Source organism: Arthrobacter sp. KKT183 (assembly GCF_055657625.1).
Genome location: NZ_CM145770.1, coordinates 2,496,337 through 2,510,109, shown reverse-complemented (window position 1 = coordinate 2,510,109; position 13,773 = coordinate 2,496,337). Strand labels below are relative to the sequence as shown.

Below are 13,773 nucleotides of genomic sequence, written 5' to 3'. Positions count from 1 at the left end.
GGGATTCACTTACCCGCTGCTGTTCGCCGCGGTAAGCACCAGGTGAACCTGACCCGTGCTGGAGGCTCCGGCCAACGCCGCGGCTTCATCAGGGTTTGCAGCGACGACCACCAGCCCGTCTTCGGTCCCTGACGGGGCCGAGAACGGCCCCGTTCCTGATTCTTCGGACGTCCAGAGCACTGGTAGCCCGCGCGCCAGGACGGTGTTCTTCGCTGACACTTCAAAGCCGTTGCCCGTGCTCAGCACCACGTCCACCCGTTGCCCGGCCGCCACTAGCTGCACGGTTGATGCGTCAGCCGGTCGAAGGGGGACAGCCACCGTGCCCTCAGGGCTTCCGACGAGGAGGCCCGCTCCAACCAGGAAGTTCTGGGCGAGGATATCCCCGGCATAGACAGGCGTTGCCAGCTGCTGTCCGGCGACCAGGTCCGGTGAACCGAATGAGTGTTCCGGGACGGCCGCCTCGGGAAGATGAACAACGGAAAGCTGGTCCGCAGTAAGTACCGTACCCACGGGAAGGTCCGCTGACGCAGCAACTACCTGCACGGTGGCCGGATCCGGTGGCAGGGACACTTCAACAGCGACGCCGGCGGCAGCGCAGAGGATGCCGGCAGCCAGCAGGCGCCGTTTTCGAAAGATGAACGCGCGGACCCGGTTCCGGGTCCGGTTGGGAGCGCTGGCGGATTTTCTCATGGACCAACGCTAGGCAGGCAGCCGTGCCAGTGGTCCGGAATGAGCCCCTATGTGGAAAAACCGCCCAGGGAGTGCCGGCTGTGCAGGACAACCCGGACTCCCGACGCGGAAAGCACTCGCGAAAAGATCCGGGCTAGGCCGAAGCCGCCGAGCTGGTTGTCGCGGTTCCCTTTGACCTTGAAGACGACGACGTTGCTGACGACGACGCTGGGGAAGAAGAAGGTGCCTTGCCCTCTGACCCCGACGAGCCTCCAGCCGGCTTGGCCGCCGGGCTGCTGCCCGCCTCGACTGAGGAGGACGTGGCACGGGAGTCCGTTCGGTAGAACCCGGAACCCTTGAAGACAACACCCACGCTGTTGAACTTCTTGCGCAGCCTGCCCTCGCACTCGGGGCAGACGGTCAGGGAGTCATCCGAGAAAGACTGCTGGACGTCGAAGGCATGGCCGCAGTCCCTGCAAGCGTAAGCGTATGTAGGCATGGACAATCCTCCTGGAGAAAGTTGTTCAGTGACGGTCCGGTTGCCCTGGTGACCCAGAAACGTTGGCACTCGACCCGCCCGAGTGCCAATTCTACACTGTTCAGCCGGTGGGTGAGGAATGCTGCCCGGATACCTGGAAGAGACCCGAGGGCGTGAAAGCGCCGTGCAGCGGCATATCGAGCGGAGTTGCTTCGACCCTCCCGGCAGGTAGTACTTCCTCGTTGTACAGATAGCCGAGCCTGGCGGCATCCGGCTGTTCGAGGACCAATTGAGCCAGGAACCGGTCGTAGTACCCGCCCCCCTGGCCGATCCTGTTTCCCAGTTGATCCATGCCCAGCCCGGGCACAAGCACCAGGCGGAGCGGTAGCAGAGCCGTGAAACTTCGGCGCTCACCGACCGGCTCCCACAGCGGCGCGCGGGGGCTCTTGGCGAGCTCAACTCCGGGTTGCCAGGACACCCAGCTCAACTGGTACCGCGGTTCACACACCGGAACGACGACGTCGTAGCCCGCCTCAATCAGGGCAGGCAACAGCACCTCGGTGCCGGGCTCCGGAGGAGCTGACAGGTAGGCCGCAATGCACCCGGCGCCCCGCACAGTGCCGGAGTTCAGCCAGGTGAGCACGTGCCTGGCCAGCTCGGCTGCTGCTGTTTGTTGCTCCTGTGCCGCCACGTGGCGGCGCCGCTCACGCAGGGAGCGGCGAAGCTCCTCCTTCATCCGGGAGGCCGGCGTCGGGTTCGGCGAAGACTTCGGCAAAGAAGCGGGTGAGTCCATGCTGGCACTGTACAGCGGGCGTCCGACGTTGCACGTGCATCGAAGGAGCGCCCAATTCTGTAGTGTTGTGGCATGACTGAGCGACCAAGAGTGAACAAGGCCGTCATTCCTGCAGCTGGGCTGGGTACCAGGTTCCTGCCGGCCACCAAGGCGATGCCCAAGGAAATGCTGCCGGTTGTGGACCGGCCGGCCATTCAGTATGTGGTCGAGGAAGCGGTAGGCGCCGGTATCAATGACATCCTCATGATCACCGGGCGCAACAAGAGGTCACTCGAGGACCACTTCGATCGGGTGCCGTTCATCGAGCAGACCCTTGAGGCAAAGGGTGATTTCGAGAAGCTCGCCTCCGTGCGTCGCGCCTCGGAGCTCGGAGACATTCACTACCTCCGTCAGGGGGATCCCAAGGGTCTCGGGCATGCGGTGCTGCGGGCCAAGCTTCATGTTGGGGACGAGCCCTTTGCCGTGCTGCTCGGCGATGACCTGATCGATGAGCGCGATGAACTGCTTGAGACCATGATCGATGTCCAGGCCAGAACCGGGGGGTCCGTGATCGCGCTGATCGAAGTTGATCCCGATCAGATCAGCGCCTACGGCTGTGCTGACATTTCCGGGCTCGACGGTGAGGAATACGTCCGCGTCAACAAGCTGGTTGAGAAGCCCGCTGCTGACGAGGCGCCATCCAACCTTGCGGTCATCGGACGCTATGTCCTGCATCCTCGTGTCTTCGGAGTCCTGGAGGAAACCGGACCGGGCCGTGGCGGCGAAATCCAGCTGACCGACGCTCTGCAGACCCTTGCAGCCGCAGAGGGAGAGGGATCCGGCGTTTATGGCGTTGTCTTCCGCGGCCGCCGGTATGACACGGGGGACAAGCTGAGCTACCTCAAGGCAGTAGTCACCCTCTCCTCCGAACGGGAAGACCTCGGTCCTGACCTGAGGAAGTGGCTGCAGGAGTTCACTGGCTCCTTCGACGGCTAACAACTGACATGTGGGGTCGGTTCACCTGGCCGGTCACCCTTGAAGCCGGCAACCTAGTTCTACGTCCGCTCCGGCACCGCGACAAACGCGAGTGGCTGGAATTGCGTCAGCGCAACCTGGACTGGCTTTCGCCATGGGAAGCGTCCAACCCGGCACCGGGCGGATACTTGCCGACCTACCACGAGATGGTGCGGGCGCTGAATTCGCAGGTGCGCTCGGCCAGTGCGCTGCCGTTCGTGATCGCAGAGCGGCCCGAAGGTGGAGACAGGCCTGCCATGGCAGGCCAGCTCACCGTGTCAGGAATCGTGTGGGGTTCCGCCCTCACAGCGACACTCGGTTATTGGGTGGACAGGGAGCGGGCGGGCCGGGGAATTGCGCCGACTGCGGTGGCGCTGGCAACCGACTACTGCTTCTGGGAACTCGGTCTGCACCGCATGGAAATCAACATCCGGCCGGAAAACGCTGCCAGTCTCCGGGTAGTCCAGAAGCTGGGTTTCAGGGATGAGGGTATTCGTCGGTCCTACCTGCATATCGCCGGTTCCTGGGCCGACCATCGTTCCTTTGCGTTGACGTCGGACGAGGTTCCAGGCGGTCTTTTGCGCAGGTGGCAGGAGAGAGCGCCGCGGCTCTGACGAACTTCTTGATTTCCCCCTCGGACACACCGCCGCGAATGAGAGACCGAAGGGGCAACTGCTCCTAACGTTTTGTAGGTGGACTTCTCTCTGAACAGCTCAGTCGTACTGGCGGCAATCGTCGGGCTCTGGCTCATCTGGGTGGCCCCCTTCCTGATGCGGCGCCGGCAGCCACTGCCCGTTACCGGCCTCGCACCCATCGCATTTCCAAGCACCGCACACGGAGACGCCGGTTTCCAGAGGAGCGTCATGACAATGTCCGCCGCTGATAATTCACGGCCCGCATCCGCATCCCCGTCTGCCGGGCGCGCAGGTTCAGGGTCCTCGAAGGTGTCAGGCGGCGCACCGGGCCTCCGGATTCACTGGGGCAGGCTCACAATCGCGCTGGTCGGCGCGGTTGCGCTCACAACAGCGCTTGTCACCTCGGTGCTCGCCGTCGTCGGCCTGGCCCCTTCAGTCCTTCCTGTGGTTGCGCTCCTGGTGGCGATCGCCAGCGTCGCAGTGCTGCGCACGCTTGCACTGCGCGGGCGCAGCCGCAGTCCCCAGCAGGTCTCGGCTGCACCGCGGGAGCCGGCAGCCGTCCCAGCCCCGGAACGGCACACAGTGCAGCGGCCCACCACGCTGTTCAATGCCGAGGAGCAGGGAAGCCCCAACACGGCGGAAGAAAGCACACCTCACGACGACGGCGCCTCCGCCACGGTCGCTGCCCCGGTCCAGTTCACTGCAGCCGAGCTGCGCGCAGCGGCACTCGCTGTTGCCGCAGAGTCGGGAGAGAATCCCGCCGGCTCAGGAACGCCCTGGCAGCCCGTGCAGGTACCGAAGCCCATGTACATTGAGGCTCCGAAAGCTGAGCGCGAGGATCCGGCTCCGCTGGACCTGCCCGAGGCGCCAAAGCCCGTGGCAAAGACGCCGATCAAGAACGGTGCCGTCGCGCCCACGACTGCTTCCGCGCCCACGACTGCTGCTCCGCAGGCCGAGACATCAGCTACACCCAAGATGAACCTGGACGACATCCTGCAGCGTCGCCGCGCCTAGTCCGCGGCTGAAAGCCCGAGTGTTTCGTTGACGGAGGCGGAAGAGCTCGCGCTGCTGGAAGGACGGGCCATTGGGCCGGCGCTCGAGGCGGCGGCAGCAGCCCTGACCGGTTCGCTCATCCAATGGTCCCTGAGCGGCATCCATCACCGGCCGGGCGCGGGAGTCACGGGTATTTACGCCATCCGATGCGAGGTATCGGGCGAAATACTGAACGGGTTCCTGTGCGTCACCACCCGTCCGGTACCCGGAACGTTTGCCCGTTCCGTGCGCCTGCACGGTCCGGAAGGCCTGCCGCTCCTGGCCTGGAGCCATCCCAATGATCCGCTGCTTCCTGATCTGGACTGGGCGTGCGATGCCCGCTCTGTTGGTCCCGAACTGTTCGGTGTGCCTGCGGCCACGCTGACAACGTTCGGCTATCGCCCCATGAGGCGGGCAGTGCTTCGGGCCGAGGGCGCGGGGGAGACCCGCTTCCTGAAGGTGCTGCCGCGGGGCCGCGCTGCGGCGCTGTACGAGAGGCACCGGCTACTGCTCGATGCCGGCATTCCCGTTCCACAACCTGCGGAGTCCCCGCGCAGGGATGTGCTGGTCACCAGGCAGGCGTCCGGAACACCACTCGCGCAGCGGCTGCTGGAGGATGGCGCAACCGGTTTTGAGCCGGAAGTTGTGGTCGATCTGCTGGAGCGGTTGCCCCGTGCCGTGTGTGACCTGCCGGCGCGGCGGCCGTGGTCTGCGGGAGTCCACCGCTACGCGGGCGCCGCCACAGCCGTGCTGCCTGACCAATCGGAGCGGATCAAAACGCTGGCTTCCAGGGTGGAATATGGCATCCGCGCAGCACCGGCCGGGCCGGTGGTTCCAACCCATGGTGATTTCTATGAGGGCAATCTTCTGGTCGATGGCGGAAGCATCACTGCTGTTCTTGATCTCGACGGGTTGGGTCCCGGCCACCTGATCGACGATTTGGCATGTTTCCTGGCCCACCTTGCCATGCTGCCCTGCGTTGATGAACGCTACACCGCAGTTCCCGCAGCGCTGGCGCGGTTCCAAAGGGTATTCGAGGAGCGGGTCGACCCCACAGCGCTTAGGGCACGGGCGGCAGGGGTGAGCCTGACTCTTGTAGCGGGTGCAAGGAATTCAGGCCGGAACCAGGCCGGCGGCGGCTGGCGGGAAGGCGCGCTGCAGCGGCTGCTGGTGGCTGAGAACTTCCTGGGTCCGGGCCGCGGTCCGGGTCCGGCTGCTGGATGAGAGTTTTCTCATCAGGGCTTCCTCCTGCTCTCACAATGGATCGCCATGATTGAGCAACGGGACCCGTGGCCGGTTCGGACAGCAGTTGTCCCAACCGGTCACTTCCGAAGGACCCGGGTGCGTCTCCCCCAACCGCGCCCGGGTCCGCCCATGCTGGAACCAGGTGGACGGTGGCCCGAGATCCGGACGCTGATCTCGCGGCGGTAGAGGTGTGTCAGGAAACGTCGGCGACGAGCCGGTAGCCCATACCGCGCACGGTCGCGAAGCGCTCGGCGCCCAGCTTGTTCCGCAAGTAGCGCACGTAGACGTCCACCACGTTGGAGCCGGGATCGAAGTCATAACCCCAGACGCGGGAGAGCAGCTGTTCCCGGCTGAGTACCTGGCCGGGATTGCGAAGGAACGCCTCTGCGAGAGCGAACTCCCGTGCTGAGAGATCCACTTCCTTCCCGTTGACGAGCGCCCTGCGGGACCTCAGATCAAGCTGGAGATCGCCGTGGGAGAGCACGGAGTTGTCGGCGGTCGGGGCTTCCTGCCGAAGGCGCAGGCGCACCCGTGCCAGCAGCTCTTCAAATCGGAAGGGCTTGGACATGTAGTCATCCGCACCGCCCTCCAGCCCCGCCACGGTGTCATCGACCGAGCTGCGCGCCGAGAGAATGATGACCGGAGTGCTGTTCTTGGACTCCCGGAGCCGGCGCAGCACGGTGAAACCGTCTTGGTCAGGCAGCCCGAGGTCCAGCACTATGAGCTCGAAGTCTCCCGTCTGCGCGAGCTGGTACCCATCCCGCCCGTTATCTGCCACGGTCGGCACGTAGCCGGCGGAACGCAGGCCCTTGGCCACGAAGGAGCTGATACGGTCTTCGTCCTCAACGATCAGGATCTGGCTCACGGACGTTCTTCCTCAGCGGTGGTCGGGGTGGAGCCCAGCGGCAGGGACGGGATCGCCATAGTGAACGTCGAGCCCTGCCCGGGTGCAGACCGAAGCTCAACGGCACCCCCATGTGCCTCCGTAATAGCGCTGACGATCGTGAGGCCGAGACCGGCGCCTTCGGTGCGCTTGCTGCTCGGCCCACGTTCGAAGCGATCGAAGATCCTCTTCTGGTCCTCACGGGCGATGCCCGTGCCTTCGTCGCGCACCCAGAGCCACGCGCCGTCGTCGTCCTTGCGGGAGCCGATCGCTATGGTGGTTCCTCCCTCGGTGAATTTCACCGAGTTGGCCACCAGCTGCAGCCACGCCTGGGTGATCCTGCGTGGATCCAGCACTGCAATTGCCTCCGCCCGCGAATCGATGATCCAGCGGCGGGCCCCCAGTGTCCGTGCCTTGTCCATCACATCGTCGGTCAGTCTGCCGAGATTTACAGGTTCGGGGCGCACGAAGTTCGGCCCTGCTATGCCGGCGAGGGTTACGAGGTCATCCACCAGCAGTCGCATCCGGTCGAGCTCATCCAGGGCGATGTCGCGCACCGCCTGGACATCCCTCGGGTCTGACGAGTCCTGCAGCTCCAGGTGCCCCTGCACAATGGTGATCGGCGTGCGCAATTCGTGACCGACGTCGTCGAGCAGTTGGCGCTGTGAGGTGAACGAGCCCTCCAGGCGGTCGAGCATGGCGTTGACCGTGCGGGTCAGGTCGGAAAGATCATCATTGCCGGTCACCTCGATCCGCTGCGAGAGGTCCGTGTCCGTGATGCGCTGCGCAGTTGTGCGGACCCTGCGGATAGGATCGAGCAGCTTGCCGACGAGGAGGAATCCTACGACGCCGATGAGCGCCAGCGTGGCGAAGCTGATCAGCGCATAGGTGCCGAAGGTCCGGTTCAGCTGCTGGTGCTCCGCCTCGGCATCAAATCCCAGTACGAAGAAGGTCGGTTGGGTATCATTCGCGAGCATGACCGGGGCCACCAGAACCCGGTAGTCGGTGAAGGCGGTACTTACCGACTGAATGGTCACCTGATCCGGCGGCGCTACATCGGTTACATAGTTGACCAGCTCCGGATCATCCTCAAGGCGGACGTCGACCTCCTCGTTCGCGAAGAAAATCACCTGGTCACCGCGTACCGCCATCATTCCTTCATTGGGCTGGGTCAGCGTGCGCTGCATGAGGAGGTAGACCAGCTGGTCCGCCTCCACGAACGGCTCCAGTGTGTCGGGATCAATACCGGTTGCCAACAGGGTTTCCAGCTCCTGGAAGCTGCGGGCCAGTGATTCATCCATCTCGCTGTTGAGGTCGTTGCGCTGCAGTGCGTAGGCAGTGGCGCCGGCGAGCAGCAGCCCCAGCGCGCTGAGTACCAGCATTGCCGCCAGCACCCGGGTGCGCACCGATGAGTATCCGCGCAGCGACTGGAGGATACGGGTCCGGAGTCCGGGTTTGCCCTCGCGTTCGCCAGCTGCAGCGGGAGCGTCTGGTTCCACCACGTGCGGCAGCTTCACGAGGATCGTCGGTTCAGCGGACGGGGGAGGGCCCAGCGCCATCCGCTCCGTGGGTGGTGCCTCACCCAGTGGCGGCAAGGCCGGGCCCGTTGCGGGACGGGTGGATGCTCCGGCGTTGGGCCTAGTCATCATCTACCTCGCCGTCATCCTCAATGCCGTCATCGCCGCCGCGTCCCCGACCTCTGTCGTCATCGTCGTCCTGGATCACGGGCGGCGGGGCGGGAACAACAGCGGGTGGCGGCGAGGCCGCTTCCGTAGGTTCGACAGTCGCTTCGGCCGAGGGCTCCGGCGCGGGAGGGGCGGGCACTTCCGAGGGGGAAACGGACGGAGCCGCGGTGCTTGCCGGGGTGGGAGTTTGCGTGGGGCTAGGCGAGGGAGTGCCCGGAGGCGCCGGTACCTGCGTGTCGGTCACGCCTACGGCTGGTCCCAGGTTCTCCGGTGCAGGCCCGCGCAACGAGCCGATCATCGCCACGCCAACCGCAACAACAGCTCCCGCGCTGGCTGCGGTAATGAGCCAGGTATGCACCTGTGACCGTTTCATGTACCAAGTATCCCCACACATCATGAGATGCAGATGAGAACGGAAGCGGCTATTTCCGGGCGGTGATCAGGATTCCGAAGACGGTTTGGCCTGTGACTTCTCGGCAAGCAGCCGGTCAAGCAGAGGCTCCACGCGGTACGGGATGTGTTCATGCAGGGCCAGCACTGTCTCGGTTCGGATTACGCCCTTGATGCGCAGGACCGACCGCAGCGCTGACTGGAGGTGATGGGTGTCTTTCGCCGCCACCCGGCACCATACGTCGCCACGGCCTGAGATCTCATGAACCTCGAGCACCTGTTCCAGCGTGCGCAGTGCCGAGATGACACCGTCCAGTTCCCGGTGGGTTACTTCGATCGTGACGAAAGCGACGACGTCGTACTCCAGCCGCGCAAGGTCCAGTTCCCTTCCGCTCCTGCGCAGGATGCCTGATCTGAACAGCCGCTGCATCCTCGCCTGCGCGGTGTTGCGGGCCATGCCGAGAGTCTCGCTGAGCTGGCTGACCTGCGAGCGCGGTTCGTGGACCAACTCGCGGAGGAGACGGATGTCTGTTCGGTCCAGCATGCGTACAACTCCTCGTTCAGCCCACCGGGGAGCCTAATCTCCCACGAGTTTTGAGCACGATGATCAGAGTATGCCGAATTCAGCTGCCACGCTAACCCCCAGACCTCACCATCAATAGGAGGAATGGTAGGAATCGGCGGAAGGTGTACATGAGCGTCATCAGCGAATTGCGGATGCGTCCTGCAACCGCGCAGTCTCCCCGCTGGGACGCATCAAGGCGCACACGGCTCGGCCTCACCGTCGTCGTGCTGGCCACGCTGCTGGTGGGGGCCAATCTCGCGACCCCGCTATACCCGCTGATCCGCGCCAACCTCGGCCTCAGCGCCTTCGATACGACGGTAGCGTTCTCCGCGTACGTTCTGACCCTTGTCGCGGGCCTGCTCCTGGTCGGTCACTGGTCGGACCATATCGGGCGCCGGGCTGCACTGGTGCTCGCCGTCCTCACCGGCGTAGTGGGTGTTGTTGTGTTCGGCACAGCCACATCGCTGCCCATGCTGGTCCTGGGCCGCTGCCTTCAGGGAGCGGCAGTGGCGTGCGCTACCGGCGCCAGTTCTGCAGCGCTGCGGGATCTGTTGCCGCACCGTCCGGAATGGGCGTCACGCTTTACGCTGGTTGCGTCCGCGGGGGGAGTGGCTGCAGGGCCGATCGTGGGCGGACTCCTGTCCCTGCTTCCCGAGCCGACAAGGGTTCCGTTCGGGATCTACGCCGTCTTCCTCGCGCTGCTTCTGATTCCATTGGTGCGCCTCGATGCCCGCCCCGCGATCAAGCCCGCGCTGCCTGCCCGCCCATTGTCCGCATTGAAGCCAAGACGCCCAGCGGTGTCCAGGACCGCGCGCAGGGCGTTCTGGTCCGCTGCCGCCGTCGGCTTTCTCAGTTTCGCCGTGTTCGGCTTCTCGCTCAGCCTGGCACCGACCTATGTCACCGCCATGGCCGGAGAGGTCAGCAGGCCTTTGGTGGGCGTGATTGCCGGGCTGGTCCTGGCGGTCTCGGCTGCGAGCCAGCTATTCCCGCAGGGCGCAGCGAAACCCGCGCAGGCCGGAGCAGTTGGGCTGCTCATTATGGCGGGCGGGGTCGCGCTTGTTCCGCTCGCGGGCAGTGTGGGCAGCGTTTCCCTCTTTGTTGCCGCGTTTGTTCTTGCTGGAGCGGGGCAGGGGATCGCCTTCCGAATCCTCTTCAACGCGGTCGCGCAGCAGGTTGAAGGCTCCCAGCATGCACAGATCATCAGCACCGTCTATGTGATCACCTACCTCGGAAGCGCCGTCCCGGTGCTTGGTTTGGGCCTCGCCGTGGATGCACTGGGGCTGATGACTGCGGTCACTTTCTTTTCGGCTGTGATTGCGGCTGCCTGCGTCGGTATGGCGATTTACCTTCGCCGAAGCGCTGCATCAAAGGCCTGAATCTACAAAGAAGTATTTGCAAAGAAAGCATTGCAAAGGAATCTTTGCAGGTGTATTCTCCTCTCATGGAGTCTGCCAAACCGAACGATCGCACTGTCGATATCAACGCTTTGAAAGCGCTGACGCATCCACTGAGGATCCAGCTTTTGAACGCGTTGTCGCAGTTCGGTCCGCAGACTGCCAGTGCGCTCGCAGCCCGGCTCGGGGAGTCGAGCGGGTCCACCAGCTACCACCTGAGGCAATTGGCGCGGCACGAGCTTGTCCGTGAAGTGGAAGGTCGGGGATCAGCGCGAGAGCGCTGGTGGGAGCGCCCACCCGGTGCCCTCAACCTCTACTCCAGTGAAATGGCGCATGATCCCGGTACCCGGGAGGTTGCCGCAATCGTCAATCGGGAGTTCAGCCATAATCGGGCCGCGCTGCTCGAGGACTACATGGAACGCGGTCCGTTCGTACTGCCGGAGGAGTGGCTGGATGCCTCGGTCATCTCCACCATCAACGCCCGTCTCACCGCTGCCCAACTCGCTGAGCTGTCGGATGAGCTGATGCGCCTTGCACGCGACCTCTTCGAAAAGTACCGGCCGGACGGCAATGCTTCGCCGGACGCCAAGGCCGTGCAGATCCACCTGAACACCTTTCCGATCGTCCAGGGCCAGTTCCCTGAGCCTGCTTCCCGAAAAGAGCACACGCCATGACCACGCTTGCCGGTCTCTACCCACCAGCACAACCCTCCGGATTCGAAGCCCTGCTCATTGCTGTTGGCCGCTGGCTCGTCAGCACAGGCGAACGGCGCGCTGCGCAGGAACACACGATGGTTGACCACCGTGCACACGAGGACCGTCTCCGCGACGGAACGGCTCTCCGTCATTCAGGGCTGTGGCTCTAGCCTCTAGCCCGCTCCGGGCAGCAGGCCCGCGTTGCCCTCCATGCGGTTGAAGATCAGGGTGGTCTCCGTATGTCCTACCACCGGATCGGTGGTGAGGTAGTCCAGTACCCAGTCTCGCAGGGCGTCCGTGTCTGCCACCGCGAGGTGAATGAGGTAATCCACCGCACCTGAAACATGGTACGTGGCGACCACCTCGGGGAGTGCGGGCACGCGGGAGGTGAACCTGTCGATTTCCTCGCGGTTGTGCCCATTGAGCTGCACGGAGATCAGGGCCTGCACAGCACGGCCGATTGCGGTCAGATTCACCTCGGCGTGATAGCCGCTGACGACTCCGCGCTCCGTTAGCTGGCGGGTCCGGAGCAGCGCAGTGGATGGTGCAACGCCCACCTTCTCGGCGAGCTGCGCATTGGTGATCCGCGCGTCAGCGAGCAATTCCTGCACGATTCGACGGTCCACCGGATCCAGTCCGTCCGGTTTGCCACTGTTCGTCATGCGGGTGCTCCTGCCTTGCCTGAGTTCCTGCCTGTGGTCCTGTCTGCGGGAATTCCTCCAGCCTACCGGCGGGTGCGTAACCTTGTGCTCATGCCAGAGCACAAGCACGAAAACCCAGCTGCCGACGTCGTCGGTCTCGATATCGGCGGTACCAAGACCCACGGGGTGCGCTGGAGCGCAGGTGTTGTGGCCGCAGAAGCAAAGAGCGGGAGCGCTAATGTCCAGAACGTCACCGCGGAGGAAGCGGCGCGGAACCTCGCAGAGCTCTTCACAGCCTTGGGCGGGCAGGTGGGTCACGTCGTGGCGGGATCGGGCGGCGTGGATACCGACGACGACGCCGGCGCCCTCCGACAGCTGATCGCCGGGCGGGTGCCGAACGCCCGGATCGACGTTGTCCATGACACCCGCCTGATCCTTGCCGCCGGCGCAGCCTCCACCGGAATTGCGGTCATCGCGGGCACGGGGTCCGTGGCCTGGGGGCTGGACGGCGCGGGTCGGCAGGCGCGCTCAGGCGGCTGGGGGTACCTGCTCGGAGACGAGGGCAGCGGCTACTGGGTGGGCAGGGAAGCAGTGCGCGCAACGCTCCACCGCTTCAACCGCGCAGAACCGCTGGGGGTGCTGGGCGAGTCGGTTCTTGAGGCCACCGGCGCGCAGAAACCCGAAGAACTCATAGCCCTGTTCCACCGGCCGTCGGGTAGGCGCTACTGGGCAGGTCAGGCGCACCTGGTGTTCAAGGCCGCTGGGGCCGGCGACAGCGGCGCCCAAAGGATCATCGACGACGGCGCACGTTATCTGTGTGGGCTGGTTGCCGACGTGGCCTCGGTTCTCGGAGCACACAGTCCGGTCATCATCGGCGGAGGGCTCGCCGTGCATCAGCCAAAGCTGCAGGAATTGATCAAGGCCGGGCTCGCGAAAGACGGCTTCACAGATGTGCGCTTCCTCAGCGTGGACCCGGTGCACGGCGTGGACTACCTCCTGCGAACGGGCGCGCTGTAGCCGGCGGGCAGGTTTACACTGGCGTTCATGGCGCAGGAATGGGACACCCGGGTAGGAGCGTATGCCGTCGTCGTGCGGGATGGAATGATTCTGCTCGCGCACTGGAACGAGCACGGCAGGCAGGGGTGGACGCTACCGGGAGGCGGGCTGGAACTGGGAGAGGATGCGCCAACCGCCGCCGTCCGCGAGGTGCTGGAGGAGACCGGCTACGTCGTCGAACTCGAGGAGCTCCTGGGCGTCGACAGCCTGCACATTGCGCCGGAGGATAGGCTGAACGGTTCCGGCAGGCCGATGCACGCGCTGCGGATTGTCTACCGAGCGCACGCGGTTTCCGGTGAGCTGGTCCACGAACTGGACGGCTCCACTGATGAAGCGGCCTGGGTGCCGCTTGCTGAGGTGCCCAATCTGACACGCGTCGAACTCGTTGACACAGCGATCCGGCTCTCTTACCAAAGCCCGGGCCGGGCGCTACTATAAAACTCTTCCGCTTCCTACCCGGCGGACCACACACGCGATCGATTGCCCTCGAGGCTGACGGAGGTGACGTTATGAACACGGTTTCCATTGCTGCATCCTGCCTGACAGCTGCACGCACCGCCCTCGTCATAACCTCCGCCTCCCGCCCGCAATCGCACTGATTCTTTCCGTGGTGGAAGGC

17 protein-coding genes are annotated in these 13,773 nt (G+C 64.7%); 9 read left to right on the top strand and 8 right to left on the bottom strand.

The features are described 5' to 3' along the window. Positions 1-9: 9 nt before the first annotated feature. The 3 genes from cpaB to ACZ2GY_RS11905 form a co-directional block, all read right to left on the bottom strand. Entirely contained in the window at positions 10-690 is a 681-nt protein-coding gene (gene cpaB, locus ACZ2GY_RS11915; RefSeq protein ID WP_471671963.1) for a Flp pilus assembly protein CpaB, read from the bottom strand. Between the two features lie 133 nt (positions 691-823). Next, on the bottom strand, positions 824-1,168 hold the full coding sequence (locus ACZ2GY_RS11910; RefSeq protein WP_471671962.1) for an FmdB family zinc ribbon protein: 345 nt from the start codon (positions 1,166-1,168) through the stop codon (positions 824-826). 100 nt (positions 1,169-1,268) lie between these two features. Beyond that, positions 1,269-1,940, bottom strand: coding sequence for a 5-formyltetrahydrofolate cyclo-ligase (locus ACZ2GY_RS11905; protein WP_471671961.1), 672 nt, complete (start codon positions 1,938-1,940; stop codon positions 1,269-1,271). Positions 1,941-2,012: 72 nt separating this feature from the next. On the opposite strand from ACZ2GY_RS11905, the gene galU reads away from it, so the two are divergent. The 4 genes from galU (at position 2,013) to ACZ2GY_RS11885 (ending at position 5,824) form a co-directional block, all read left to right on the top strand. After that, a complete protein-coding gene (galU, locus tag ACZ2GY_RS11900; RefSeq protein ID WP_056544238.1) occupies positions 2,013-2,915 on the top strand; it encodes a UTP--glucose-1-phosphate uridylyltransferase GalU in 903 nt (300 codons plus the stop codon). Between the two features lie 8 nt (positions 2,916-2,923). Beyond that, complete coding sequence (locus ACZ2GY_RS11895; protein ID WP_471671960.1) at positions 2,924-3,547, top strand: GNAT family N-acetyltransferase; 624 nt, start codon at positions 2,924-2,926, stop codon at positions 3,545-3,547. A gap of 78 nt (positions 3,548-3,625) precedes the next feature. Beyond that, positions 3,626-4,582 carry a hypothetical protein gene (locus ACZ2GY_RS11890; protein WP_471671959.1) on the top strand — a complete coding sequence of 319 codons (957 nt, stop codon included), beginning with the start codon at positions 3,626-3,628 and terminating at the stop codon, positions 4,580-4,582. A gap of 27 nt (positions 4,583-4,609) precedes the next feature. Beyond that, positions 4,610-5,824, top strand: coding sequence for a phosphotransferase (locus ACZ2GY_RS11885; RefSeq protein WP_277357685.1), 1,215 nt, complete (start codon positions 4,610-4,612; stop codon positions 5,822-5,824). 214 nt (positions 5,825-6,038) lie between these two features. On the opposite strand, the gene ACZ2GY_RS11880 is transcribed toward ACZ2GY_RS11885, so the two are convergent. The 4 genes from ACZ2GY_RS11880 to ACZ2GY_RS11865 all read right to left on the bottom strand — a co-directional run bounded on the left by ACZ2GY_RS11880 (position 6,039) and on the right by ACZ2GY_RS11865 (position 9,347). Then, complete coding sequence (locus ACZ2GY_RS11880; protein ID WP_277357684.1) at positions 6,039-6,710, bottom strand: response regulator transcription factor; 672 nt, start codon at positions 6,708-6,710, stop codon at positions 6,039-6,041. Further along, positions 6,707-8,377 carry a sensor histidine kinase gene (locus ACZ2GY_RS11875; protein WP_471671958.1) on the bottom strand — a complete coding sequence of 557 codons (1,671 nt, stop codon included), beginning with the start codon at positions 8,375-8,377 and terminating at the stop codon, positions 6,707-6,709. Before ACZ2GY_RS11875 ends, ACZ2GY_RS11880 begins: the two co-directional genes overlap by 4 nt. Beyond that, positions 8,367-8,786, bottom strand: coding sequence for a hypothetical protein (locus tag ACZ2GY_RS11870; protein ID WP_277357682.1), 420 nt, complete (start codon positions 8,784-8,786; stop codon positions 8,367-8,369). The genes ACZ2GY_RS11875 and ACZ2GY_RS11870 overlap by 11 nt, the downstream gene beginning before the upstream one ends. Before the next feature lie 66 nt (positions 8,787-8,852). Beyond that, entirely contained in the window at positions 8,853-9,347 is a 495-nt protein-coding gene (locus ACZ2GY_RS11865) for an Lrp/AsnC family transcriptional regulator (protein WP_277357681.1), read from the bottom strand. Between the two features lie 149 nt (positions 9,348-9,496). Here ACZ2GY_RS11865 and ACZ2GY_RS11860 point away from each other — a divergent pair, with 149 nt between their 5' ends. The 3 genes from ACZ2GY_RS11860 to ACZ2GY_RS11850 are packed head-to-tail and all read left to right on the top strand — an operon-like array spanning position 9,497 to position 11,627. Beyond that, positions 9,497-10,744, top strand: a complete 1,248-nt coding sequence (locus ACZ2GY_RS11860; RefSeq protein ID WP_471671957.1) for an MFS transporter — start codon at positions 9,497-9,499, stop codon at positions 10,742-10,744. Between the two features lie 50 nt (positions 10,745-10,794). Then, complete coding sequence (locus tag ACZ2GY_RS11855) at positions 10,795-11,436, top strand: helix-turn-helix domain-containing protein (RefSeq protein ID WP_471671956.1); 642 nt, start codon at positions 10,795-10,797, stop codon at positions 11,434-11,436. Continuing rightward, positions 11,433-11,627, top strand: a complete 195-nt coding sequence (locus tag ACZ2GY_RS11850; RefSeq protein ID WP_277357679.1) for a hypothetical protein — start codon at positions 11,433-11,435, stop codon at positions 11,625-11,627. The genes ACZ2GY_RS11855 and ACZ2GY_RS11850 overlap by 4 nt, the downstream gene beginning before the upstream one ends. Before the next feature lie 3 nt (positions 11,628-11,630). Here ACZ2GY_RS11850 and ACZ2GY_RS11845 read toward each other — a convergent pair whose 3' ends face one another. Continuing rightward, the gene (locus ACZ2GY_RS11845; protein WP_471671955.1) at positions 11,631-12,119 is read right to left on the bottom strand and encodes an Lrp/AsnC family transcriptional regulator; all 489 of its coding nucleotides are present in this window, start codon (positions 12,117-12,119) and stop codon (positions 11,631-11,633) included. Between the two features lie 90 nt (positions 12,120-12,209). Between ACZ2GY_RS11845 and ACZ2GY_RS11840 the strand changes: the two genes are divergently transcribed. Both ACZ2GY_RS11840 and ACZ2GY_RS11835 read left to right on the top strand, forming a co-directional pair. Further along, complete coding sequence (locus ACZ2GY_RS11840) at positions 12,210-13,115, top strand: N-acetylglucosamine kinase (RefSeq protein ID WP_471671954.1); 906 nt, start codon at positions 12,210-12,212, stop codon at positions 13,113-13,115. 27 nt (positions 13,116-13,142) lie between these two features. Next, entirely contained in the window at positions 13,143-13,592 is a 450-nt protein-coding gene (locus ACZ2GY_RS11835) for an NUDIX hydrolase (protein WP_056544268.1), read from the top strand. Positions 13,593-13,773: the final 181 nt, after the last annotated feature.

What these genes read in the sequence shown, in the direction of transcription:
- ACZ2GY_RS11840 (WP_471671954.1), top strand. Translation starts at nt 12,210, where the DNA reads ATGCCAGAGCACAAGCACGAAAACCCAGCTGCCGACGTCGTCGGTCTC.
- ACZ2GY_RS11865 (WP_277357681.1), bottom strand. Translation starts at nt 9,347, where the DNA reads ATGCTGGACCGAACAGACATCCGTCTCCTCCGCGAGTTGGTCCACGAA.
- galU (WP_056544238.1), top strand. Translation starts at nt 2,013, where the DNA reads ATGACTGAGCGACCAAGAGTGAACAAGGCCGTCATTCCTGCAGCTGGG.
- ACZ2GY_RS11850 (WP_277357679.1), top strand. Translation starts at nt 11,433, where the DNA reads ATGACCACGCTTGCCGGTCTCTACCCACCAGCACAACCCTCCGGATTC.
- ACZ2GY_RS11870 (WP_277357682.1), bottom strand. Translation starts at nt 8,786, where the DNA reads ATGAAACGGTCACAGGTGCATACCTGGCTCATTACCGCAGCCAGCGCG.
- cpaB (WP_471671963.1), bottom strand. Translation starts at nt 690, where the DNA reads ATGAGAAAATCCGCCAGCGCTCCCAACCGGACCCGGAACCGGGTCCGC.
- ACZ2GY_RS11875 (WP_471671958.1), bottom strand. Translation starts at nt 8,377, where the DNA reads ATGATGACTAGGCCCAACGCCGGAGCATCCACCCGTCCCGCAACGGGC.
- ACZ2GY_RS11895 (WP_471671960.1), top strand. Translation starts at nt 2,924, where the DNA reads ATGTGGGGTCGGTTCACCTGGCCGGTCACCCTTGAAGCCGGCAACCTA.
- ACZ2GY_RS11905 (WP_471671961.1), bottom strand. Translation starts at nt 1,940, where the DNA reads ATGGACTCACCCGCTTCTTTGCCGAAGTCTTCGCCGAACCCGACGCCG.
- ACZ2GY_RS11835 (WP_056544268.1), top strand. Translation starts at nt 13,143, where the DNA reads ATGGCGCAGGAATGGGACACCCGGGTAGGAGCGTATGCCGTCGTCGTG.
- ACZ2GY_RS11910 (WP_471671962.1), bottom strand. Translation starts at nt 1,168, where the DNA reads ATGCCTACATACGCTTACGCTTGCAGGGACTGCGGCCATGCCTTCGAC.
- ACZ2GY_RS11845 (WP_471671955.1), bottom strand. Translation starts at nt 12,119, where the DNA reads ATGACGAACAGTGGCAAACCGGACGGACTGGATCCGGTGGACCGTCGA.
- ACZ2GY_RS11860 (WP_471671957.1), top strand. Translation starts at nt 9,497, where the DNA reads ATGAGCGTCATCAGCGAATTGCGGATGCGTCCTGCAACCGCGCAGTCT.